A 23,433-nucleotide genomic window follows, 5' to 3' on the forward strand; every position below is an offset into this window, starting at 1 on the left:
GCATCTACTGTGAACCACCCCATCGCTCCCCTAGCCTTGGCCCGGCGTGGCGGTGGGGTTGACGGTGATGCCGGCGGCGAAGCGGATCAGGTCGGGCTCCGGCAGGGGTACCCGCACCGCGGACTGCACCACCAACAGCCGCCCGTCGCCCAGGTCGACCTGCAGCGCGGTGAAGCCGTCCGCCGGGTCGGTCAGCGTGCCGGGGTGGCCGGCCACGTCGACGCGGCGGCCGTCGGACTGCTCGCCGGTGACGCCCAGCATCACGGTGATCTTGCCGACGAAGGACTGGTCGAAGGCGCCGTCCGGGGGGCAGAAGGTGACCGCGGCGGGGCTGACGTTGTCGACCGTGTAGCCGTCGGGGACGAGGGCGAACGTGAACGGCGCGGGCGCAGTGACCGGGACGGGCACGAGGATCTTGGCGAACCCGGCCAGGCGGTCCACCGGTACCCGGGGAAATGCCCGCACCTCGAACCACTGCTCGGCGCTCTCCTGCCACACGAGGGAGAGCTCCGGCTCGCCGGCGTCGCTCCATTCCACGGCGTGGCCGGGGTGGCCGCGCACCGACATGGGGGTGGCGCGGGTCGCGGCGGCGAACACCGCCGGGCGGGTCGGGCTCGCGGTCACGGTGGCGGTCACGCCGTCGGCGCCCGGCAGCGGCAGGGTGAGCGTCGGCAGCCCAGCGGCCAGCCGGATCTCGGCCGGGCCGGCCAGCGGTGCCGCGCCAGGGTCTTCGGGCAGGCTGAGCGGGAACGTGACCGTCGCGGGGCTGGACGGCTCGGTCAGCGTGGACGGCGCGGCGACCGTCATGGGCGCGACGGCCAGGCGCAGCGGCAGGGCCGCGCCCGCGCCGGCGAGCACCGTGACGACCGCGGCGAGCAGGACGCGGGTGCGGCGGGTGCGGCGGCGGCTCTCCGTGCGCACGGCGGTGAGCAGTGCCGCGCCGGCCGGGGCGTCGGTGGCGTGGTGCTGCAGCAGGTCGCGGACGCGGCGCTCGACGTCGCTCATGACTCGTCTCCACGGAAGCTCATGACAGGTCCACACGGAAGCTCATGACGGTGTCCCCACGGAAGCTCATGACAGGCCCACGGAAGCTCATGACAGGTCCCTACGGGAGCTCATGACGTGCCCCCACGGGACGGGACGGTGGCCGGCACGGGGGTCAGCACGGACCGGAGCCGGTGCAGTGCGTGGAACGCGTGGACGCGGACGGTCGCCTGGGCGCAGCCGAGCAGCCTGGCGATCTCGGCGTCGGGCAGGTCCTCGTAGTAGCGCAGGACGACGACGGCGCGCTGCGAGCGCGGCAGCGTGTGCAACGCGGTCCACATCTCATCGGCGTCGGCGACCCGGTCGGCGAGGTCGGCACCGGAGGGGCCGTCGGGTGGCTCCGCGATCGGCCGTTCGGTGCTCGCGCGCCGGCGCCGCCACGACAGGTACTGCCGCAGGATCACCTGACGGACATAGGGCTCGGGACCGTCCTCGCCGGTGATCGCGTGCCAGCGGCGGTGCGCCCGCACGAGCGCCTCCTGGGTCAGGTCCTCGGCGAGATGCCGGTCCCCGGTCAGCAGATACGCGAACCGCAGCAGCGACCCGCTGCGCACCGTCACGAAGTCGTCGAAGTCCTGCACACAGCACCCCCTCACCTCCTAGACGGGGCCGGGGTGCCCGGGCGTTTATGGCGAGTCCTCGGGAGTCGGATCGTTGTACTGCCCGGAACGGCCCGCATAGGGCCGGCCGTCGACGATCGGCCACGGGTTGGCGACGCAGCCGTGCAGGCCGAGGGTCTGCTGCTGCATGACGGGCGCCGGGCGCCCGGGCCCGGGGCACAGCTCGTGGCCGCGGCCGAGGCGGTGGCCGGTCTCGTGGTTGACCACATACTGCCGGTATGCGGTGAGGTCGGCGCCGTAGCCGGGGATGCCGCGCACCCAGCGTGCCACGTTGACCACGACGGTGTTGCCGTTCCTGCACGAGGTGTACCGGTCGTAGCCGTTGCCGCACAGGACGTCGCGGGTCGCGGGGGTGGCGAGGTAGATGGTGTAGTCGAACCGCTCCCCCTGGCCGGCCCGGCGCAGCCGCCAGTTGCCGGTGCCGGGCCAGCTGCGCGGGTCGGCGTAGATCAGCTCGACGGCGTCGCCGAACGTGGCGGCATCGACGCCGGTGATGCCGCGCTCGACGCCGACCCGGTAGCTCAGCAGCGTGCCCTTGGCCCCGACGACGGCCCCGGCGGCCTGGGCGAAGTCGAACGTGCCGCCGCCCTGCACCGGGTACCGGATGACCGGCACGTCGATCGTCGCCGGCCCGCGCGAGGGCGCCGGCGACGACGGGGCCGCCGAGGTGGGCGCCGGCGAGGCGGGAGCCGAGAACGAGGGTGTGGTGGAGCAGCCGGCCACGAGGACGAGCATCACGACGATCCGCAAGATCCGCACACCTGGACTGACGCGCCGGCACCGGCCGGCTGTTTATGGGGCCGAGCACACCTCCGACAGCGCGGCGACCGCCGACCCGATCGGCAGCACCCCCGACAGCGCGCCGGCATCGCGTGGGCGCAGCGACACCGCGCCGGCGGCGGCCTCCCGCTCCCCGACGACCGCGACGAACGGCACCTTCCGCGCCGCGGCCTGGCGGATCCGGGCGCCGAGGCTGCCCGCGGGCCACTCCTCGACCCGCAGGTCCGCGGCGCGGCAGGCGCGCAGGAAGTCGCCGCCCGCGCAGGCGTCGGAGACGGGCAGCACGGCCACCTGCAGCGGCGCGTACCAGGCCGGGAACGCCCCGTCGTGCACCTCGATCAGGTGCGCGAAGAGCCGTTCCATGCTGCCGGCCGCGCTGCGGTGCACCATGACCGGCCGGCGCCGCTCGCCGCCGGCGTCCACATAGGACAGGTCGAACCGCGCCGGCTGGAAGTAGTCGACCTGCACGGTGGCGAGGGTGCTCTCCCGGCCGGCGTGGTCGAGCAGCTGCACGTCGAGCTTCGGGCCGTAGAAGGCCGCCTCCCCGGGAGCCTCCACATAGGACACGCCGGCGTCGTCCAGGGCGTTGCGCAGCACCGAGGTCGCCTTGTCCCACATGGCGGGGTCGTCGACGTACTTGCCGCCCTCTCCGCGCAGCGACAGCCGGAACGACGACGGCTTGAAGCCGAGCGCGTCGTGCGCCACCCGCATGAGCCGCAGCGACTCGACGACCTCGTCGTGCACCTGCTCCTCGGTGCAGAAGACGTGCCCGTCGTTGAGGGATATCGCCCGGACCCGGGACAGTCCACCGAGGACACCGGAGCGTTCGGCGCGGTACTGCCCGCCGATCTCACCGATGCGCAGCGGCAGCTCACGGTAGGACCGGCCGCGCGCGTTGAACACGGCCGCGTGGTGCGGGCAGAGGCTCGGGCGCAGCACGAACGCGTCGTGCTCGCTCAGGGCCATCGGCGGGAACATGTCGTCGGCGAAGTGCGGCAGGTGCCCGGACCTGACGTACATCTCCTGTTTGGCCAGGGGTGGCGAGTAGACGTGCTGGTAGCCGCTGCGGCGTTCGAGGGCGTGAAGGTAGTCCTCGACGGCGCGGCGGGCGGCGGCGCCGGCGGGCAGCCACAGCGGCAGCCCGGCGCCGACGAGCGGGTCGGAGTGGAACAGTTCGAGGTCGCGGCCGAGTTTGCGGTGGTCCTGCATTTCGCTGGCTCCCTTTCGCGGTGATGGAAAGGGGCGCGCGCACGAAAAAGCTCCGGAGCGCACGCCCCGGAGCTTTGCTGGACAGCGAGTGTCAGCGCCGCCGGGGTGGACCCGGCGTCGTCGTGGACAGTGCGCTGCGACTCATGCCCCTGAGAATAGCGCGCCACGGCCGCGGTACGACGGGTATAAACGTTCGGTGCCTGAAGGTCACACCATCCACCGCCTCGCCGGGCGGCACCGTGCGCTCTTCGCGGGCCGCGCCGTCGCGGTCAGCAGCCCGCAGGGCCGGTTCGCCGACGGCGCCGCCCGCGTCAACGGGCGGGTGCTGCTGGGCACGTCCGCCCACGGCAAGCACCTGCTGCACCACTACGAGGGCGACGTGGCGCTGCACGTCCACCTCGGGCTGTACGGCAAGTTCACCGACGGCGACGCGGACCCGCCGCCGGCCGTCGGGGAGGTCCGGCTGCGGATGGCCAACGGCGCGCACTGGCTCGACCTGCGCGGCCCGACGGCGTGCGAGCTGCTCGACCCGCTGCAGGTCGAGGCGCTGCACGCCCGGCTCGGCCCGGATCCCCTGGCCGAGGAGGACGACGGCGGCGTCAAGGCGTTCGCCGCGGTCAAGAAGTCGGACCGGCCGCTCATGGCGCTGCTGATGGACCAGTCGATCGTGGCCGGCGCCGGCCTGATCTACGTGACGGAGGCCCTGTTCCGGGCCGGGCTGCGCCCCACGGTCCCCGGCCGGCGGCTGACCCGCCCCCGGTGGAACGGGATCTGGCAGGACCTGCGGATCCTGATGCGCGCCGGGGTGCAGGACGGCCGCATCGACACCGTCCACAGTGTCCACCTGCCCGAGGCGATGGGCCGCGCACCGCGGGTCGACCGGCACGGCGGCGAGGTGTACGTGTACCGCCGCGCGAACCTCCCGTGCCTCGTCTGCGGCACCACGGTGCGCACGGCGGAGCTCAACGCCCGCAACGCGTACTGGTGCCCGACCTGCCAGGCGACGCGCTGATGGTCGCCGCCCTGGAGATGCACCTCGACGAGCGTGCCACCCGCCGGATCCGCGTGCTGTGGGACCTGCTCGAAGAACTCGGCGTGCAGACGCTGCGCACCCCGCACGACGGCAAGCACCGGCCGCACGTGTCGCTGATCGGCGCCCGCGCCCTCGACCCGGACGCGGTCGCCGAGGCCCTCGCCCCGGTGCGGGTCGCCACGCCGCTGCGGCTCAACTTCCAGTTCGCCGGGGTGTTCGTCGGCCGGGTCGTGTTCCTCGGGCTGGCGCCGACCCCGGACCTGATGCGCCACCAGGCCGACGTGTGGCGGCACCTCACGGGCGCGGGCATCGAGAGCCTGCCCCTCTACGACCCCGGCGAGTGGGTGCCGCACTGCACCGTCTCGATGCGGGTGCCGCGCCCGATCCTCACCGACGCACTGCGCCGCTGCCTGGAGGTCCTGCCGATCGAGGCGACGGTCACCAAGGCTGCGGTCGTCGACTACGCCCGCGACATCTACCGCGAGCTGCCCTAATCCTCAGCATGGAGCATCAGCTGCCGGGCCGCCTCCGCGATCGAGCCGGAGATCGACGGGTAGATCGTGATCGTGTGGGCGAGCTGGTCGACGCTCAGGTGGTTCTCCACCGCCATCGCGATCGGCATGATCAGCTCGCTCGCCTTCGGCGCGACGACGACCCCGCCGACGACCAGCCCGGACGCCGGCCGGCAGAAGATCTTCACGAACCCGTCGTCGAGCCCGTCCATCTTCGCGCGGGCGTTGCCGGCGAGCGGCAGCATGACCGACCGCGCCGGGACCTTGCCGCTGTCGATGTCGGACTGGGTGATGCCGACGGAGGCGAGCTCGGGGTCGGTGAACACGTTCGCGGCGACGGTGCGCAGCTTCAGCGGCGCGACGGCCTCGCCGAGCGCGTGCCACATCGCGATCCGGCCCTGCATGGCGGCGACGCTGGCCAGGGGCAGCAGCCCGGTGCAGTCGCCCGCGGCGTAGATGCCGGGGACGTTGGTGCGCGACACCCGGTCGACGGTGACGTAGCCACCGGGGGCGACCTCGACGCCGTACTCGGTGAGCCCCAGCGTGGCCGTCTGCGGCACCGAACCGACCGCCATCAGCACGTGCGAACCCTCCACGGCGCGGCCGTCGGCGAGCTCGACCACGACACCGCCGTCGACCCGGCGGGCGGCGGCGGCGCGGGAGTTGTTGAGGATCGTCATGCCCCGCGCCCGGAACACCCGCTCGATCGCCATCGCGGCGTCGGGGTCCTCGTGCGGCATGACCCGGTCGCGGCTGGACACGAGGGTCACGTCGATGCCCATCGCCAGATACGCCGAGGCGAACTCGGCGCCGGTCACGCCGGACCCGACGACGATCAGGTGCTCGGGCAGCTGCGGCAGGTCATACACCTGGCGCCAGTCGAGGATCCGCTCGCCGTCGGGCGCCGCGGTCGGCAGCACCCTGGGCGTCGCGCCGGAGGCCAGCAACACCGTTGAGGCCGCGATCACATACGGAGCGTCACCACCGGCGGGTGTGATCTGCACCGCATGGGTGTGACCGAGCGTGTCCTCTCCGAGGCGGGCTGTGCCCGCGACGAACTCGACCCCAGCTTTGAGGAGCTTCGAGTGGATGTCGCTGGACTGCGCCGCGGCCAGCCGCTTCACCCGCCGGTGCACCGCCGGCCCGTCGACCCGCACGTCGTCGCCGGGCGGCCCCATGACCCCGAACTCCTCGGTGTCCAGGTGCGCGGTGACCACGCTCGAGCTGGCGATGAAGGTCTTGGACGGCACGCAGTCGTGCAGCACGCACGCGCCACCAGCGCCTTCGGCCTCGATCACGGTGACCTCGGCGCCGAGCTGCGCGGCGACCAGGGCCGCCTCATAGCCCGCCGGGCCCCCTCCGATGATCACGATCCGGCCCACGAACGCCACCCCTTCTCGCCCCTTGTCGCCTCATTGTCCCCCTACGGCGGGGGCCTCCGAGCAGCGACCCAGCCGAACGGCGGCGCCGCGCCGACGAGTGGATCCGAATCCGACACGCTCCGCAGTATTCTCTCCCGCACCCTGACGGGTTTATCGTCATCGCCGTGCGCCATTACGCCGCGTATGGCTCGAACCTGGACCCAGCCCGCATGCGGGCCTACTGTCCGTATTCGCCGATGATCGGCACCGGCTGGCTGGAAGGTTGGCGGCTGACGTTCGCCGGTGAGGATGTCCTCGGCTGGGAGGGCTCGGTCACCACGATCGTCGAGTCACCCGGCGACCGGGTCTTCGTCGCGCTCTACGACGTCCACCCCAACGACGAGAAGCAGCTCGACGAGGTCGAGGGCGCGCTCGCGGGCACGTACCAGAAGCTGCACCTGCGCGTGGCCACCCTCGACGGTGACGCGACCGCGTGGGTCTACGTCTTCAACGGGTACGAGGGCGGCCTGCCGACGGCCTGGTATCTCGCCGAGATCGCCAACGCCGCCGCGAAGGCCGGCGCCCCCGCCGACTACCTCGACGCGCTGCGCGCCCACCCCACGAAGACCGCGATGCCCTAGCCGCCGTCGGCCCCTCGCCGAGGCGCGGGGCGGCATGGGTGATTTGTGCCGGTTCAGCCCGCGCCGGTGACCGGCACGTCGAGCGGGCGCTCGTAGACGTCCGCCGCGAACGTCACCGACATACCGACCCCGGTGTACAGCCGGTAGGCACCCGTCGGGTTGGTCAGGTCGACCCCGAGCCCGGCGCTGGTCCGGCCCTTCGCCGCGTACGCCGCGAAGGCCGTGCGCAGCAGTGCCCCGCCGATGCCGGACTTGCGGTGCCCGCGCAGGACGGCCAGGTTCTTGATCCAGCCCTCGCCGTGCTCGACCGCCTGGTCGGCGGACTGCAGCACGCCGACGATCTCGCCGCCGGCGAGCGCCACGAACCACTCGTCCCAGCTGACCGACGGCAGCCCGTCGACCGCGGCCCGCCAGTCGTCATACCCGGTCGGCTGGAAGTCCGGGGTGTCGGCGAACGCGGACTCGAGCACCTCGTGGAAGCGGGGCAGCTCGTCGGGGTGGACCGGGCGGATGTCGAAGCCGGCCGGGGCGCGCTCGTCGCCGGTCAGCGGGCGGCCCATCCGGGCGTGCCGCTTGACGAAGGAGAAGCCGCGCCGGTCCAGCTCCGACACCAGCGCCGTCTCCGAGGCGAGCGTCCCGGCGCGCAGGACGGCCCGCTCGAAGCCGTTGCGGCGGGCGCGTTCACCCGCCCGGGCGATGGCGAGGTCCAGCAGCGGGCCGTAGGCCGGCTCGCCGCGGCCGGGCCAGCCGTAGACCTCGACGTTGTCGCGGACGCCGCGCTGCGGGTTGTCGACATACGCCCAGGCGACCGGCTCGCCGTCGGGACCCGCGGCGAGCCAGGAGTCCACGGCGGGGTCCTCGGCCGGCGCGGTGAGCGTGGCCACGATCTCGTCGACGGACCAGTCGGGCTCACCGAGGGCGGCGACGTCGCTGGCCCGGGTGATCGCGAGGATCGCCGGCACGTCGCGCAGCGTGCAGCCGCGCACGGTCCAGCCGTCGAGCCCTTCCAGCGGCCGGGTCATACCGGCGCCGCCTCGCGGACCGTGGTGACCGCCGCGTCGAGCAGGTTGACCAGTTCGATCCGCTCGGTGGGCGCCAGGGCCCGGAACGCCTCCCCGGCGATGCGGTCGGTGAGGGCCTCGGCCCAGCTGCGGCGGCGCACGAGCGGCTCGAACGGCGGGAACGGCGGCTGCCAGCCGAACGCCGTCGCGCCGGCCTCACCCTCGGGGCCGGCGATGATCGCCTCGAGAGGGGTCAGGCCGCTGGCGCGGATGGCGAGGAGGTGTGCGGCGCCGCGGTGCTCGCGCAGTAGGTGGGCCAGGACGGCGGCGCGGGCGCCCGGTGAGTCGTCGGGCAGCGGCATCGCCCGCCACGCCGCGAAGAGCGGCATGCCGGCCGTCTCGGCGCTGACCACGACCCGCTCGGCGAGCTCGACCAGCTTCGGCAGCGCGTAGAAGCTCTCCAGGTGCTCGCGGCCCCACCGGCAGCACTCGTCGAGGTTGTCGGCGGCGATCTGCTCGGGCGGGGCGACCTTGCGGGCGGCGTCCCAGCCGTCCTGCACCGCCTCGGGCGCGATGAACCCGAGTGCGGCGGCCACGGTGTCGGCGCGCACGTCGCCGAGGGCACCGCCGCGACCGGCGACGTAGAACGCCCAGCCGGTCAGCCCGATCTGCCGGGCGCGGCGCATGGTCTTGGGGTCGTCGCTGAACGCGCCGCCCAGCATCAGGACGGCCTGCTTCGCTGCCGCTGCCGCCTGCTCGGGAGTCACCCGGCTCATTCTGCCTGCTCGGGTGGATCACCGAGTAGGCACACGTTCGGGGGAGGGCATCCGGTCGGGTTCAGGACAGGTCCGCGAGGGCGTCCTGCGCGATTTTCACCCGCTTCTCAGCTGATTTGATCGCTTTCTCCGCGGCGGCAACGGCGCGCTCCGCCTCGGACTTCGCGGTCTCCGCATCGGTCAGCTGCTGCAGCGCGGTCATGAGTTCGCGGCGGGCCTGCTTGACCACCCGGGCGTGTTCCGCCTCGGCCTGGCGCCGCTCCTCCTCCCGCCGGCGGGCCTCGGCGCGCTGCTCCCGGTCGTCCTGCGTCGGCGTGGACCGTTTCGCGGTCACGGTGCTCAGCCGGGGCGCGTCCTCACCGCCCTGGAGCAGCCGCAGCTGCGGTCGCGGGGTTTCCCCGAAACCCGTGTACTCGAGCGATTTCGTCAGCGCCCCCTCCTGTACCGCCGCCGCCACCGTCGCATCGGCGAGCGCTGCCGCGAAGGTTCCCTCCACCTCCTGCAGCGGAAGGTTGGCCCGGTCGGGGCCGGCGAGGCGGGCGGCCTCCTTGGCCAGGGCGGCGACGGTGGAGCGGCGCCTGGTCGACAGCTCGCGCAGTTCGGCGCCGCGCAGCTCGCGTTGCGCGTCGCGCAGCTCCGCGGCCAGCTCGAGCAGCTCCGTCACCAGGTCGGGCCGCTCGTGCGCGAGGAGATTCACCAGCCACGCCGCGACCGTCGGCTTGCGCAGCTTGCCGATCGCGCCGGCGAGTCCCGTGTCGCGCGCCTTGCGGGCCTTGGCGACCTCTTCGGCGCGCACCGCGACGAACTCCTCGGGCGGCACCGCATACAACCTGGCCACCGCGGCGGCGAGCGCATCGTCCACCATCCGATCGTAGGATCAGCGGATGCGCGCGGACGTCTATTTCTCCCTCGATGTCGAGGCCGACGGCCCGATCCCCGGGCCGTATTCGATGGTGAGCCTCGGCCTGGCGGTCGCCGGACGCTCCGACGGGGTGTTCGTCGCGACGGACCCGACCGCCGACACGTTCTACCGGGAGCTGCGACCGATCAGCGACGACTTCGTCCCGGAGGCCCTGGCGGTGTCGGGGCTGGACCGGGCCGACCTGCTGCGCGACGGCGCCGACCCGGCCGTCGCCATGGGCGAGCTCAGCCAGTGGGTGACGCGCACCGCCGGCACCGGGCGGCCGGTGATCGTCGCCTATCCGGCGGTGTTCGACTGGATGTTCCTGTACTGGTACCTGCTGCGCTTCACCGGCCGCAGCGTCTTCGGCCACTCCGGCTGTCTGGACATCAAGACCCTCTACGCGGTCCGCGCGGGCGTCCCGATCGGCGCCGCCGTGAAGAGCCGGATGCCGGCGCACCTGCTGTCGAAGCGCAGGCACACCCATCACGCCCTGGACGACGCCGTCGAGCAGGCGGAGCTCTTCGCCAACTTGATGGTCTGGGAGCCCTAGACGGAGCCCTAGATGCTCTCGCCGGGCTCCAGGCGGGCGTACCGGGTGTCGGCCAGCCGGGTCATGTGCCCGGTGACCATCTGCTGACCGGCGTCCACCAGCAGGCTGTCGTGCAGCGCGAACGCGCGCTCCGGCGCGACCTCCCGGGTGAAGTCGATCGCCTCGGCGAGCTTTAGCCACGGCGCGGACACCGGCACGAACAGCGTGGCGATCTGCTCGTCCGGCACGTGGAACGCGTCGCCGGGGTGATACAGCGGGCCGTCCGGGGTGTCGATCACGAAGCCGATGTTGACGACCCGCGGGATGTCCGGGTGGATGACCGCGTGCCTGCCGCCGTGGGCGCGGACCGTCATCCCGGCGGCGACGAAGACGTCGCCCGGCGCGACCGCGTAGACGTCGGCGTCGAGGTCGGCGAGCTGCGCCTCGACGTCGGCATGGGTGTGCACGGTGAGCTCGGGGCGCTTCAGCGCCCGCAGCGCCTCGATGTCGACGTGGTCGAAGTGCTCGTGCGTGATGAGCACGGCGTCGGCGCCGTCGAGGGCCTCCGCCTCGCTGAAGACGCCCGGGTCGATCACCAGCACCCCGCCGTCGTGCTCGATGCGCAGACAGGCGTGCGTGAACTTGGTGATGCGCATGGGCTCCGTCTCCTCTGCTTCGCCGTGCTCTGGCCGTGGCTTTGCTGTGTCGCAACCGTGACGCGAAGGGCGGGAACCGGGATGCCGTCCGGCCACGTCCCAGGGTGCAGTTCGATCGCTCCGATCGACCCTACCCAGGAGGCGTCATGTCAGTCAGGCGCACCAGAGTGTTCCTCACGGCGGTGGGTGCCGCGCTGCTCGTCGCAGTGGGCGGCTGCGCGGCCGACAGCAAGGACTCCTCCGTGCCCAGCTCGGCCGACCGCGGCGCGGCCGCGCCCGGGGTGGCGCAGGAGGGTGGCGGCGGCCCCGGCGCCGGTCCCGCCAAGGAGCCGGTCCAGGACCCCAACCAGAACCCGAACAAGGTCCCCGACAACCTCGACGTCGAGAACCGCTCGATCATCTACTCCGGCACGATGACCGTCCGCGTGGACGACGTCGACGCCGCGGCGGCGAAGGCGATCTCGTTCGCCACCGCGGCGGGCGGCTTCGTCGGCGGCGACAACCGCCGGCGCGACGACCGCCGCTCCACCGGCACCCTGGTGCTGCGGATCCCGGCGGCGAAGTTCACGCCGACGCTGGAGCTGCTCAAGGACCTCGGCGACGAGGAGGACCGCACCATCACCGCGCAGGACGTGACCGACCAGGTCGTGGACGTGCAGGCGCGGCTGGACAACGCCGAGGCGAGCGTCGACCGCATCCGCGCGCTCCTGGCGAGGGCGACCACGATCGGCGAGATCACCTCGCTGGAGTCGGAGCTGTCGCGCCGCCTGTCCGACCTGGAGTCCCTGCAGGCCCGCAAGCGCAAGCTCGACGGCCTGACCGCGCTGTCCACGATCACGCTGCAGCTGCTCGGCCCGGAGGCTGCCGTCACCAAGGACAAGGACGAGATCGGCATCGTGGCCGGTTTCAAGTCGGGCCTGAACGCGTTCCTGGCCTCGCTGCAGGTGGCACTGACGGTGCTGGGCTGGTTGGTCCCGTGGCTGTTGCTGCTGGGTGTTCCGGCGTACGTCCTGGTCTGGCTCGTCCGCCGCTTCCGGCCGAGGCGTCCCGCGCTGGCCGCCGCGGGTGGTGCGGGCGCTCAGCCGGTCGGTTCGCTGCCGGGCTGGAACCCGCCGCCGGCCGCGTTCCCGGCCGCCCAGCGCCCGGGGGCCGGCCCGCGCCCCGGCCCGCCCGTCCCGCCGGCTCGCGGCCCGGTCTCCGGACCGCCCGCCCCCGTCGCCGCGCCGCCTTCGACCGGACCCGTCTCCGCGCCGCCCGCGGCGGGACCCGTCGCCGCACCGCCTTCGGCCGGGCCGGTCTCCGCGCCGCCCGCTGCCGGTGGCCGGGTCACCGCACCGCCCGCCGCCGGTCCCGCGGCGGCGTCCGGAACCGGCCCCGTCGCCGCGCCGCCTGCCGGCGGTCCGGCTGACGGTGGCGGTGCCGGTCCGGTCTCCGCGCCGCCTGCCGGCGGCCGGGGGCCGGGCCAGCCACCGACCCAGCCACCGACCCAGGCATCGTCTCAGGCACCGAGCCAGGCACCGTCTCAGGCACCGTCTCAGGTGCCGGCGAAGCGCGACGAGGACGACGAAAAGGACCAGTGACCGCCGGACGGGTCACGCACCACCGATTGAGCAGCGTCCGGTCAGGGGGTCGAGTGCGCCGACGGGTTCTCCACCGTCGGCGGCTCGGCCGAGGTGCCCGACAGGACCGTCACGAGTCCGGCCACCGCCGCGCCGTACGCGGGCCGCAGCTGATAGCCGGAGTGTCCGTCAACCTTGGGGAACACCGTGTCACCGGGTGCGATGCCGAAGCCCGGCGGATCCACCAGCCGCACATCCCGTGCGGTCGGTGACTGCACGGGGCCGCCGATCGGATCGGTGTCCCGCCAGAGGTTGACCCAACGGGGGCTGTGCTGACCCGCGTCGAGGACGCCATCCTCGGGGTGGGCCAGCACCGCGCCGATGCGTTCCAGCACCGCGTCGTTGACGTAGGCGGGGAAGAACCTCGCGTACAGGCGGCGCAGCGGCGAGCCGTAGGTCAGCAGCGTGGTGCGGGCCTGCGCCTCCGGTGGCAGCTGCAGGACGGTCGCGGCGGCCAGGACGGTGCCCTGGCTGTGCCCGGACAGGATCACCCCGCCCTGCTCGGCGGCCAGCCACCCGGCGCGCCGGGCCAGCTCCGGCACCACCCGCTCGGCGTAGCAGGGCGGCGCGAGGGGATGCGCGGCCCGCGGCCAGAACGTGCCGAGGTCCCACAGCACGCCGACGATGCGGCGGAAGCGTTGGTACCGGTACGCCAGCACCCCGATGAACACGAGCGCGAGCACCGACAGGCCGATGAGATAGGTGCCGAGGTTGACGACCGTCGACACCGCCTCGGCCGTCGCCGAACCGGACGACGCCAGCCGGATCGGCCGCCGGCCCAGCAGCGCGAACCCGGTCGCGACGACCGCCGCCGCGGCGGCCGGCACGAACACCCAGACGAGCATGCGGCCGACGTGGTCGGTGACGAGGGCATCGGCGACGGCGGTGTCGATGTGCCCGGCCCGCCGCGGGTCACGCTGCCGGCCGCCACGGAAGTCGGCGTCGGTGACGACCCGGGCGTACCGGCGCAGGCGGCGCACCAGCGGCAGCCCCATGGTCAGCCCGACCAGCACCGCGAGCACCAGCAGCAGGACGAAGCCGGCGGCGGCCCACTCGTAGGCGGGCGGCGGCTCGATCACCTGGCGACGACCGGCGTAGTCAGCGGTGGACGGCAGCCCCCGCCGGTCGAGGAAGTCGGCGACCCGGTACGCCATCCCGGCGGCAAACGCGACGGCGACGCCGAGGCCGGTGCTGGCGATCAGCGGGCCCGCGAGCCCCTGCAGGAACGTGCGCTTCGGGCGGGTCGCCAGGACCACGCCGCCGAGCACCAGCATCAGCAGGACCTGCACGCCGAAGAGCACGGTGATGGTCCCGCTGAAGACCGGCAGCCGGTCCTTGGCCGTCCACGGGTCGCGCTTGAGGCAGGCGTACGCGAGCACGAAGCCGGTCAGCACGACGGTGGCGTGACTGAGCACGCGGGTGAACGGCTTCGCCCAGGCGGCCGGGCTGTCGCGGTGCACGACGGCGGTCAGGGTCACCGCGAGGAACCCCAGCAGCAGGATGACGGCGGTGACGCCGGCGAGGGCGTAACCGAGCGGGTGCCGGTCGTGCGGGACGAGCACGCCGAGGAGCACCGCGTCGAGGGTGCCGAACGCGACCGCGATGTGCACCGACCGGAGCCGGCCGACGAGGGGCCGGCCGTTCCAGAAGCACGGGTGCGCGAGCCCGTCGCCGTCGCCGTCGGTGGTGATCGGGTACGCCTCGTACCGCGCCCACGTCCGCCGGCCCAGGAACCACAGGAACGCGATCGCGAAGACGGGGATCAGTGCGGTGACGGCGAGCCGCCGGCTGGTCGTGGCGAACGTGCCGTCCGCGAGCACGGACAGGTATCCGCGGTCCTGCAGGCAGCGGGGCAGCGCCGCGCACTGCCAGCCGACCAGGTCCATCGAGATCTCGACGAACGACAGGACGAATGACGCGGTCATGGTCAGCGCGAAGACGCGGGTCAGGGCCCGGATCGCGGCCCGGGGCCCGGGGCGGACGTCCGGGCGGAGCCAGATGGCGACGTTGGCGAACATGAAGGGCAGCAGGAGCAGCCAGAGCGCGCGGGCGGCGGCGCCGGCGGTGAGGTTGCCCCAGCGGTAGGCCTCCAGGGTGACGCCGCCGGGGCCGGTGACCGCGCCGTACTCCGCGCGGGGCCGGAAGAACCCGGCGTCGGTGTCGCCCGCGACCCGCCGCAGCAGCGGCCGGTCGAGGACGTCCTCCGCCGGGGTGCCCGTGACGCCGTGCACACGCAACTCAGTGACCACGGCCCATGGCTACCAGACCAGTGACGCTTTTAGATAGCCCCCGTGCCGGCTGAGAACGCGGGCCGGCTCAGAACGCCCCGGCGCTCAGGGCGGCGAGCGCGGTGTGCACCATGACGCGGACGCCGTAGCCGATCGAGCGCTCGTCGACGTCGAAGGACGACTGGTGGATGTCGAACTTCTGGTCCGAGCCGGGCACGCCGACGCCGAGCCGGATCATCGAGCCGGGCACGTTCTCGAGGTAGAACGCGAAGTCCTCGCCGCCCATGCTGATCTCCGCCTCGACGACCCGGTCCGGGCCGAGGGCGGCACCGGCGGCGCCGGCGATGATCGCGGTGGCGAGCCGGTCGTTGACCACCGGCGGCACGCCGCGGGTGTACTTGACCTCGACGTCGGCGCCGGTGGGCGCGATGACGTCGTGGACGAGCTTGGTGACCAGCTCCGGCACGTCGCGCCAGGCGTCGCGGCTCAGCACGCGGATGGTGCCGCGGGCGATGCCCTCGATCGGGATCGCGTTGGCCGCCTCGCCGGCCCGCACGGCGCCCCACACCATGGAGACCCCGGCGCGGGCGTCGAGCTTGCGGTCCAGCAGCGACGGCACGTCGACGAGGATCCGGCCGAGCGCGTGGACGAGGTCGGCGGTCAGGTGCGGCCGGGCGGTGTGCCCGCCGCGGCCGGTCAGCCGGACCTCGATCTTGTCGGCGGCGGCCGTGAACGGCCCGGAGCGGACCCCGACGAGGCCGACCGGCAGTTGCGGCGCGCAGTGCAGCGCGAAGATCGCGGCGACGTCCTTGAGGCCGCCGGCGGCGATGACCTCGGGCGCGCCCGACGGCATCGTCTCCTCGGCCGGCTGGAACAGCAGCCGCACCCGGCCCGGCAACTCGTCGCGCTCGGCCAGCTGGGCCAGGGCGAGACCGACGCCGAGCAGGATCGTGGTGTGGACGTCGTGGCCGCAGGCGTGGCAGACGTTGTCGACGGTGGAGCGGTAGGGCACGTCCTTGGTGTCCGGCAGCGGCAGCGCGTCCAGGTCGGCGCGCAGCGCGATGACCCGGTCGCCGTAGCCGATGTCGCACATGACGCCGTTGCCCTTGGGCAGCATGCGGGGCGACAGACCGGCGCGGGTCAGCTCGCGGGCGACCAGGGCCGCCGTCTCGAACTCCTGGCCGGAGAGCTCCGGATGCGCGTGAATGTGACGTCGGACGGCTACGAGCTCGGCACCCCGGGAGGTGAGCCAGCGGTCGAGTTGACCGGGCAGCGGATCGGCCCCGGGTGGAGTCTCGGGCCAGGACGACGTCAACTTGCTGACCCGTGCCGCCGCAGCGGCAGGATCGGGCAGCGTCAGCGCTCTCGTCACGGTGAGTTCTCTATTTCGGTCTAAAGGAGCGGCCCGCCCCATGCGTGCCATGGACAGACTAACTGGGTCAAGGTGACGGAGCGCAACATCATTCTCGTGATGTTCGGATAGCTGAGCGTCACTTGATTGGTACTGGAGGCGTAAAGCTGCTGGCCTCGTCGGAAGTGAGCGGTCCGCTTCAGACAAGTAACCCTCACCTCCTACAACGGGTGACAGGCGCCACGGTCACGTGGTGTCGCGAGTAATTTTTGCCTCGGTGCTGCCGCCATGATTGCCAATGATCGACGCACAGTGACGGAAGACGTCGCAGAGTGGCATGAACCTGGGGGTCGGCACCGCACCATGCGTGCGTCCGGCCCCCCGATCGGCAGGCGCACCTGGAAATCCAGGGAAAGTAGTCCCCCGATGTTCCGGATGCGTTTCAGTACCCCTGCGTAGACGCTCCGCCGTACCGTTCGGGTTCCCCGAATGAGCGGATTCAATCCAACCGTTCCAGCAGCGCGACAAGATCAGCACGCACGGTTGCCTGTGGGTCACGGTACGGTGAAGGACAGGACCCCACCTTTCTTAACCGGCGGCCAGCACGCAAGATAGTGGGGACCGCGGTCGTACAGCGAGAAAGTCATCTCCCCTCCATGACGACGGTTTACAGCCTGTGACTCAGCTCCCGACGTGGCACGGCGAGCCCCTGCCACCCACCGGCGCTCTGGCCTCCGCCGGAGCCGGGCGTGATTCTGCGCGCGGCCCCGACCAGCGGGAACCCCGCGAGCCTGGCTCCACGAGCATGCCCGTGCCCGGCCAGCGTGCCGCGCCTGGCGTGGTGATCGGCGGGCGCTATGCGCTGCGCACCGCCATCGGCCACGGCGGCATGGGCACGGTCTGGCGCGCCAGCGACACCGTGCTGCGCCGCGACGTGGCGGTCAAGGAAGTGATACTGCCGCCGAACATGGCCCCCAGCGACCGCGACTCGATGTATCAGCGGACGCTGCGCGAGGCCCGGGCCGCGGCGGCGCTGTCCCACCCCGCCGTCGTCCAGGTCTATGACGTGGTCACCGAGGCCGGCCGCCCATGGATCGTCATGGAGCTGCTCCAGGCCCGCAGCCTCGCCGAGATGATCGTGGAGGACGGCCCGCTCGCCGCCCGTGCGGTCGCCAAGATCGGCATCGCCCTGCTCGGCGCGCTCGAGGTCGCCCACGCCGCCGGCGTCCTGCACCGCGACGTCAAACCGGCCAACGTTCTCATCGCCGGCGACGGCCGCTGTGTGCTCACCGATTTCGGCGTGGCGCGCATGCCCACCGACAGCGAGCTGACCACGCCCGGCATGGTGCTCGGCTCGCCGCACTTCATCTCCCCCGAGCGGGCCATCGGCGCGAAGTTCGGGCCGCCCAGCGACCTGTTCTCCCTCGGCGTCACGCTCTACACGGCGGTCGAGGGCCGCCCGCCGTTCGACCGGCGCGACCCGTTCGAGACGATGCGCGCCGTCGTCGAGGAGCCGCCGGCCCAGGCGGTCCGCGCCGGCCCGCTCGCCGGTGTGCTCTATGGCCTGCTGGAGAAGGACCCGGCCCGCCGCTGGAATGTCGAGACCGCCCGCGCGGTCCTGCGTGACCTGCTCGCCGGCCCCCTCGCCAGCAACGCCCCGGCGCACATGACGGACCCCTATGCGGTGGTCCGCCCGACCCACCAGCCGACGGTCGCGACCCCGCAGCACTCCCCTACCGGCCAGATCGGCGGCCGGGCGATGATCGCCCCCGGCGAGACGGTCAGCGGCGCCCTGCGGCGCATGCACTCCGGCGGCCCGTCCCACCAGGCGCAGGAGCCCGAGCTCGAGCGCACCGACGCCAGCCGCTACGCGGCCTACCAGGACGGTCCGCTCGGCACCACCGACTGGACCCAGGCCCCCGCCGAGCCGCCGAAGCAGCCCGGCGCCGACCTGAAGCGCATGGTCACCCAGTCGCCACGCTGGGCGAAGATCGCCGTCGCCGCGGGCGTCGTGGTCGTCCTCGTCATCGCGCTGTCCATGTCCGGCCTGTTCTCCGGCGGCGGCTCCGACGCGCAGAGCGGCAAGCCGCCGACGACCGCGTCGAGCGCCCCGGCCCGGCCCCTGCTGGACGTGGAGTCCTTCAGCCACCCCGGCGGCATCGCGGTCAATATCCCGAAGGGCTGGACGAAGAAGCAGCTCGGCAACGCGACCGCGCCCTACTTCGACATCACCGACCCGGCCGACCCCAACCGCCGCATCCGCATCAACATCGAGAAGGCGTCGAACACTCCTCGCGCCTTCCTCGAGGGCGCGGAGAACCGGCTGAAGTCGACCGCGTCCAGCTGCACCCAGCCCTACGCGCACGTCGACATGACCGACAACAAGCTCGACGGCCACGATGCCGCGGTCCTCGAATACACCTGCGGTGCCGGCGACCAGCAACGCCACGCACTCTGGAACGCGGTCGTCGTCAACGGCAAGAGCTACCACTTCTTCGTGACCGTGCCCGAGGCCAAGTTCGCCGAGAGCAAGGTCATCTTCGAGGAGATGGTCCGCTCGTTCAAGCTCGTCACCCCGTCGACAGGCGCCTCCACCGGCCAGTGACCGTGCCGGCGGGGCATCGTCCCGTCCGCGGGCAAGGGCTGCAGGCAAGGGCCGCGGGAAAAGCGGGGGCGGCTCGGGTGGCGGCGGGGCGTGCTAAGAACGACGGATGAGTGATCTGCGCGCCGAAGCGGAGGCCTGGCTGGCCGACGATCCCGACCCTGCCGGCCGGGACGAGTTGCGGGCCGTGCTCGACGATCACCAGGAGCTGCAGGACCGGTTCGCCGGGCCGTTGACGTTCGGGACCGCCGGGTTGCGGGGTCCGCTGCGGGCCGGCCCGAACGGCATGAACCTCGCCGTCGTGCGGGGCGCGGCGGCGGGGCTGGTCCGGTGGCTCGAGGACAGCGCGGTCGACGGGCCGCTCGTCGTCGGGTATGACGCCCGCCACGGCTCGAAAGCGTTCGCCGAAGAGACGGCCAGGGTGGCGCAGGGCGCCGGGCGGCGGGCGCTGCTGCTGCCCAGGCCGCTGCCGACGCCGGTCCTCGCGTTCGCGGTGCGGCACCTCAACGCGGCCGCCGGGGTCATGGTGACCGCGAGCCACAACCCGCCGCAGGACAACGGCTACAAGGTGTATCTGGGCGACGGCTCGCAGATCGTGCCGCCCGCGGACCGGGAGATCGAGCGGGCGATCCGGGCGGTCGGCCCGCTGCTGGACGTTCCGCTGGGTGACGCCGGCGAGACGCTGGGCGAGGACGTGATCGACGCGTACGTCGACGGGGCGCTGCGCACCGTCGAGCCGGAGGTGCCCAGGGACCTCGTCGTCGCGTACACCCCGATGCACGGAGTCGGAAAAGACGTATTTCTCCGGACAATCACCGAAGCGGGCTACCCCGCGCCGGCGGTCGTCGCGGAGCAGGCAGAGCCCGATCCCGACTTTCCGACCGTAAGCTTCCCCAACCCGGAGGAGCCGGGCGCGACCGACCTGCTGCTCGCCCTTGCGACGGAGACGGGCGCGGACATCGCGATCGCCAACGACCCCGACGCCGACCGGTGCGCGGTCGCCTACAAGAGCGACAAGGCCGGCGCGGGATGGCGGCTGCTCCGGGGTGACGAGGTGGGGGTCCTGCTCGCCGACCACCTGATGCGCCGCGGCGTCAAGGGCCGCTACGCGACCACGATCGTGTCCTCGAGCCTGCTGTCGAGGATGTGCGAGGCGCACGGCGTGCCCTACGGCGAGACGCTCACCGGCTTCAAGTGGATCGTGCGGGCCGGCGACGACCTGGTCTTCGGCTACGAGGAGGCGCTGGGGTACTGCGTCGCGCCCACCCATGTCCGGGACAAGGACGGCATCACCGCGGCGCTGCTGGTGTGCGAGCTGGCCGCGGGGCTGAAGTCGGAGTTCAAGGACCTCGGCGACCGCCTCGACGAGCTGGCGCTGCGGCACGGGGTGCACGCGACGGACCAGCTGAGCGTCCGCGTCGACGACCTCGCCGACATCGCGACCGCGATGGCCACGATCCGGCGGCGGCCGCCGGTGGAGCTGCTCGACGAGCCGGTCCACGCGGTCGAGGACCTGCTGCCGGACGCCGACGTGCTGATCGTGCGGGCCGGCCCGACCCGGGTCGTGGTGCGCCCGTCGGGGACGGAGCCGAAGCTGAAGGCATACCTGGAGGTGGTCGAGCCGGTCGTCGACGGTGACGTGGCCGCCGCCCGGGAGAAGGCCCGGGCGTCACTGGCGGCCCTGCGCACGGAGACCGCGCAGGCGCTGGGGCTCTAGATCTAGAGCGTCACCGCGAAGACCGTCGACGCGGCCAGCTTCTGGAACTCCGCGAGCGCGGCCCGGGAGCTGTCCGGCCGCGTGTCGCCTTTGGGGGCGTTCGGCGAGTCGAAGTACACCAGCGCCTTGATCGCGGGGAAGCGCCCGAGCTGCTGACGGACCGTCGAATAGATCCAGGCCTTCTGGGCGGGGTCGGCGGCATGCTCGTACACCCCCCACTCCGCGATCATGAGCGGCTTGTTGCCGTGCGTGCGGGTGACCCAGGTGTAGAACCCGGGCCACTTCGCGGGGTCCGAGGTGCGGTCGACCAGGTAGGCGAAGTCGCCGTGGCCGTAGCCGCCGGGCTTGGCGAACAGATAGGGGTCCATGCCGATCCAGTCGACGACGTCGTCACCGGGGTACAGGTCGCCGAACCACGGCTGCACGCACCACGGCTCGTAGGCCATGTAGACCATGACGAAGACGACGTTGGTGACGCCGGCGGCGCGCAGGCGCAGGACGGTGTGCCGGTACATCGCGGCGTAGTCGCGGGCGGTCATGCCGCCGCCGGCCCGCACGTCGTTCTCCGGCTCGTGGTGCAGCGCGACGAACAGCTTGCCCGGAAACGCCTTCAGCCGGGCGGCGGCGCGGTCGATGCGGGCGTCCTGCCCGCCGGCGGCGACGTCGGCCCAGGTCGTGTCCCAGGCAACCTTCCAGTTGGCGAACAGGATCCGCTTGCGGGACTGCCGCACGGTGGCGATCTCGTCGGCGGTCGGCCAGACCTCGTCGCCGCGGTGGTATGCGTGCAGGATGTCGGCGGGCCGGCCGGTGGTGCGCTCGAAGTTGCCCAGCGCCTTGGACGACGGCAGATCGGTGAACGCGCCCGGCGCGACCCCCCACAGCAGGCCGCAGCTCGGCACCAGCTTGGCGCTCAGCCCGCAGCCGCGGGTGCCCTCCTGCGTCTTCTCCTTCGGCGAAGGGGCCGCGGACTTCGCCGGTGCCGGGGTTGCGCCGGCGGTCCCGAGGCCGCTGTCGTCTGGTCGCTGCGCCGCCGGTACGGCGACAGCCCGCGGCTCGGGTCTGCCGACGGCCGTCGCCGCGAGGGCGCCCGAGCCGACGAGGACCCCGACGGCGAGCGCCACGGCGAGGACTGGATGGGTGCGCAGGAACGAGCGTCGGTGCTTCATCGCCGGTCACCGTAGGCCGCTACTCAGCCCGCCAGGCAATGGCTGAGCAGCGGAAGTCCCCCGTTCCGGCGACCAAACTTAATCCGCCCCTCAGAAACGGGGCATGCCGCCGAACTGCCGGTCGCCGGCGTCGCCGAGGCCCGGGACGATGTACATGCGCTCGTTGAGCTTCTCGTCGATCGCGGCCGTGACCAGGCGGATCGGCAGGCCCGAGTCGGCGAGCCGCTCGATGCCGGCCGGCGCGGCGAGGACGCACAGCACGGTGATGTCGGTCGCGCCGCGGTCGACCAGCAGCCGCACGCAGTGCAGCAGCGAGCCGCCGGTGGCCAGCATCGGGTCGAGGACCAGCACCGGGATGCCCTTGAGGTCACCGGGCAGCGACTCCATGTAGGCGCGCGGCTCGTAGGTCTCCTCGTCGCGGGCCAGCCCGACGAACCCCATCGAGGACTCCGGCAGCAGCGCCAGGGCCGAGTCGGCCATGCCGAGGCCGGCGCGCAGGACCGGCACCAGCAGCGGCGGGTTGGCCAGGCGGGTGCCCTCGGCCACGGCGACGGGCGTCTTGACCGGGAACTGCTCGGTGGCCAGCGAGCGGGCCGCCTCATACACCAGCATCGTGGTGAGCTCGTGCAACGCGGCACGGAACTGGCCGTTGTCGGTGCGTTCGTCACGCATCGCGGTCAGTCGCGACTTGGCCAGAGGGTGATCCACCACGAGTACGTCCACGAGGCATAAGCCTAGACTCGGGGGCATGACCCTCACCGCCGAGGTCGCGCGCTCACAAGGCGCCCTGCGGACCTTCCTGCACGGTTTGCCCGGTGTCGACCAGGTCGGCGCGGAGCAGCGCGCCGCCATGCTGGGCACCCGGTCGATCAAGACGACGGCGAAGGCCCAGGCCCTCGACCTGGCGATCCGCATGGTCGACCTGACCACGCTCGAAGGCTCCGACACCCCCGGCAAGGTCCGGGCGCTGTGCGCGAAGGCGATCCGGCCGGACCCCGCCGACCCGACCTGCCCGAGCGCCGCCGCGATCTGCGTGTATCCGGCGATGATCGCCGTGGCGGCCGAGGCATTGCGCGGCAGTGGGGTACACCTGGCGAGCGTGGCGACCGCATTCCCTTCGGGGCAGGCACCCCTGGACGTGAAGCTCGCCGACACCCGAGCGGCGGTCGCCGACGGCGCCGACGAGATCGACATGGTGATCAAGCGCGGCGCGTTCCTGGCCGGGCGGTATGCCGAGGTCCACGACGAGATCGTGGCGATCAAGGAGGCGTGCGGCGACGCCCACCTCAAGGTCATCCTGGAGACCGGCGAGCTGGCCACCCTCGACAACGTGCGCCGCGCCTCCTGGCTGGCGATGCTGGCCGGCGCCGACTTCATCAAGACCTCGACCGGCAAGATCCAGCCGGCCGCGACGCTGCCGGTGACGCTGGTCATGCTCGAGGCGGTGCGCGACTTCCGGGCCGCGACCGGCCGGATCATCGGCGTGAAGCCCGCCGGCGGCATCCGCACCGCGAAGGACGCGATCAAGTATCTCGTCATGGTCAACGAGACCGCCGGCCCCGACTGGCTGGAGCCGGACCGGTTCCGCTTCGGCGCCTCCACGCTGCTCAATGACCTGCTCATGCAGCGGACCAAGCTCGCCACCGGCCACTACGCGGGCCCCGACTACTTCACCTTGGACTAG

Annotated in this window: 21 protein-coding genes; 8 read left to right on the forward strand and 13 right to left on the reverse strand. The window is 72.8% G+C overall.

Going from position 1 to position 23,433, the window contains the following annotated elements:
- Positions 1-30: 30 nt before the first annotated feature.
- From AB0K00_RS13145 to thrS, 4 genes are all read right to left on the reverse strand, one after another.
- The gene (locus AB0K00_RS13145; RefSeq protein ID WP_363519596.1) at positions 31-1,005 is read right to left on the reverse strand and encodes a hypothetical protein; all 975 of its coding nucleotides are present in this window, start codon (positions 1,003-1,005) and stop codon (positions 31-33) included.
- Between the two features lie 110 nt (positions 1,006-1,115).
- Positions 1,116-1,625 (reverse strand): SigE family RNA polymerase sigma factor, encoded by a 510-nt coding sequence (locus AB0K00_RS13150; RefSeq protein WP_363519598.1) that lies wholly within the window; start codon positions 1,623-1,625, stop codon positions 1,116-1,118.
- Between the two features lie 45 nt (positions 1,626-1,670).
- A complete protein-coding gene (locus AB0K00_RS13155) occupies positions 1,671-2,414 on the reverse strand; it encodes a DUF3152 domain-containing protein (RefSeq protein ID WP_363519601.1) in 744 nt (247 codons plus the stop codon).
- Positions 2,415-2,456: 42 nt separating this feature from the next.
- Positions 2,457-3,653 (reverse strand): threonine--tRNA ligase, encoded by a 1,197-nt coding sequence (gene thrS / locus AB0K00_RS13160; RefSeq protein WP_363519604.1) that lies wholly within the window; start codon positions 3,651-3,653, stop codon positions 2,457-2,459.
- 196 nt (positions 3,654-3,849) lie between these two features.
- On the opposite strand from thrS, the gene AB0K00_RS13165 reads away from it, so the two are divergent.
- On the forward strand, positions 3,850-4,665 hold the full coding sequence (locus AB0K00_RS13165; RefSeq protein ID WP_363519607.1) for a DNA-formamidopyrimidine glycosylase family protein: 816 nt from the start codon (positions 3,850-3,852) through the stop codon (positions 4,663-4,665).
- The gene (locus AB0K00_RS13170) at positions 4,638-5,180 is read left to right on the forward strand and encodes a 2'-5' RNA ligase family protein (RefSeq protein WP_363519610.1); all 543 of its coding nucleotides are present in this window, start codon (positions 4,638-4,640) and stop codon (positions 5,178-5,180) included. Before AB0K00_RS13165 ends, AB0K00_RS13170 begins: the two co-directional genes overlap by 28 nt.
- Here AB0K00_RS13170 and AB0K00_RS13175 read toward each other — a convergent pair.
- Complete coding sequence (locus tag AB0K00_RS13175) at positions 5,177-6,580, reverse strand: NAD(P)H-quinone dehydrogenase (RefSeq protein WP_363519613.1); 1,404 nt, start codon at positions 6,578-6,580, stop codon at positions 5,177-5,179. The two genes, AB0K00_RS13170 and AB0K00_RS13175, sit on opposite strands and share 4 nt — an antisense overlap.
- A gap of 164 nt (positions 6,581-6,744) precedes the next feature.
- Here AB0K00_RS13175 and AB0K00_RS13180 point away from each other — a divergent pair, with 164 nt between their 5' ends.
- On the forward strand, positions 6,745-7,200 hold the full coding sequence (locus tag AB0K00_RS13180) for a gamma-glutamylcyclotransferase family protein (RefSeq protein ID WP_363519616.1): 456 nt from the start codon (positions 6,745-6,747) through the stop codon (positions 7,198-7,200).
- Positions 7,201-7,253: 53 nt separating this feature from the next.
- Here the strand turns inward: AB0K00_RS13180 and AB0K00_RS13185 are convergent, their stop codons facing one another.
- The 3 genes from AB0K00_RS13185 to AB0K00_RS13195 form a co-directional block, all read right to left on the reverse strand.
- The gene (locus tag AB0K00_RS13185; protein ID WP_363519618.1) at positions 7,254-8,222 is read right to left on the reverse strand and encodes a GNAT family N-acetyltransferase; all 969 of its coding nucleotides are present in this window, start codon (positions 8,220-8,222) and stop codon (positions 7,254-7,256) included.
- Positions 8,219-8,968: a hypothetical protein gene (locus tag AB0K00_RS13190; protein ID WP_363519621.1), complete on the reverse strand. Its 750-nt coding sequence runs from the start codon at positions 8,966-8,968 to the stop codon at positions 8,219-8,221. Before AB0K00_RS13190 ends, AB0K00_RS13185 begins: the two co-directional genes overlap by 4 nt.
- A gap of 70 nt (positions 8,969-9,038) precedes the next feature.
- Positions 9,039-9,842 (reverse strand): TolC family protein, encoded by an 804-nt coding sequence (locus AB0K00_RS13195; protein WP_363519623.1) that lies wholly within the window; start codon positions 9,840-9,842, stop codon positions 9,039-9,041.
- 19 nt (positions 9,843-9,861) lie between these two features.
- On the opposite strand from AB0K00_RS13195, the gene AB0K00_RS13200 reads away from it, so the two are divergent.
- Positions 9,862-10,431, forward strand: coding sequence for an exonuclease (locus tag AB0K00_RS13200; RefSeq protein ID WP_363519626.1), 570 nt, complete (start codon positions 9,862-9,864; stop codon positions 10,429-10,431).
- 8 nt (positions 10,432-10,439) lie between these two features.
- Here the strand turns inward: AB0K00_RS13200 and AB0K00_RS13205 are convergent, their stop codons facing one another.
- Complete coding sequence (locus AB0K00_RS13205; protein ID WP_363519629.1) at positions 10,440-11,066, reverse strand: MBL fold metallo-hydrolase; 627 nt, start codon at positions 11,064-11,066, stop codon at positions 10,440-10,442.
- 146 nt (positions 11,067-11,212) lie between these two features.
- On the opposite strand from AB0K00_RS13205, the gene AB0K00_RS13210 reads away from it, so the two are divergent.
- The gene (locus tag AB0K00_RS13210) at positions 11,213-12,646 is read left to right on the forward strand and encodes a DUF4349 domain-containing protein (RefSeq protein WP_363519632.1); all 1,434 of its coding nucleotides are present in this window, start codon (positions 11,213-11,215) and stop codon (positions 12,644-12,646) included.
- Positions 12,647-12,687: 41 nt separating this feature from the next.
- Here AB0K00_RS13210 and AB0K00_RS13215 read toward each other — a convergent pair whose 3' ends face one another.
- Both AB0K00_RS13215 and AB0K00_RS13220 read right to left on the reverse strand, forming a co-directional pair.
- Positions 12,688-14,934, reverse strand: a complete 2,247-nt coding sequence (locus AB0K00_RS13215; protein ID WP_363519635.1) for a hypothetical protein — start codon at positions 14,932-14,934, stop codon at positions 12,688-12,690.
- A 67-nt stretch (positions 14,935-15,001) separates the two neighbouring features.
- Positions 15,002-16,336 carry an amidohydrolase gene (locus AB0K00_RS13220; RefSeq protein WP_363519638.1) on the reverse strand — a complete coding sequence of 445 codons (1,335 nt, stop codon included), beginning with the start codon at positions 16,334-16,336 and terminating at the stop codon, positions 15,002-15,004.
- 733 nt (positions 16,337-17,069) lie between these two features.
- Here AB0K00_RS13220 and AB0K00_RS13225 point away from each other — a divergent pair.
- Positions 17,070-18,869 (forward strand): serine/threonine-protein kinase, encoded by a 1,800-nt coding sequence (locus tag AB0K00_RS13225; RefSeq protein ID WP_363519640.1) that lies wholly within the window; start codon positions 17,070-17,072, stop codon positions 18,867-18,869.
- A gap of 106 nt (positions 18,870-18,975) precedes the next feature.
- On the forward strand, positions 18,976-20,583 hold the full coding sequence (locus tag AB0K00_RS13230; RefSeq protein ID WP_363519642.1) for a phospho-sugar mutase: 1,608 nt from the start codon (positions 18,976-18,978) through the stop codon (positions 20,581-20,583).
- Positions 20,584-20,585: 2 nt separating this feature from the next.
- Here the strand turns inward: AB0K00_RS13230 and AB0K00_RS13235 are convergent, their stop codons facing one another.
- Positions 20,586-21,749: an endoglucanase gene (locus AB0K00_RS13235; RefSeq protein WP_363519645.1), complete on the reverse strand. Its 1,164-nt coding sequence runs from the start codon at positions 21,747-21,749 to the stop codon at positions 20,586-20,588.
- Positions 21,750-21,839: 90 nt separating this feature from the next.
- Positions 21,840-22,472 (reverse strand): uracil phosphoribosyltransferase, encoded by a 633-nt coding sequence (gene upp, locus AB0K00_RS13240; protein ID WP_363519648.1) that lies wholly within the window; start codon positions 22,470-22,472, stop codon positions 21,840-21,842.
- 25 nt (positions 22,473-22,497) lie between these two features.
- Between upp and deoC the strand changes: the two genes are divergently transcribed.
- Complete coding sequence (deoC, locus tag AB0K00_RS13245) at positions 22,498-23,433, forward strand: deoxyribose-phosphate aldolase (RefSeq protein ID WP_363519651.1); 936 nt, start codon at positions 22,498-22,500, stop codon at positions 23,431-23,433.

It is taken from the genome of Dactylosporangium sp. NPDC049525 (genome assembly GCF_040676755.1).
Classification (GTDB): Bacteria; Actinomycetota; Actinomycetes; order Mycobacteriales; family Micromonosporaceae; genus Dactylosporangium.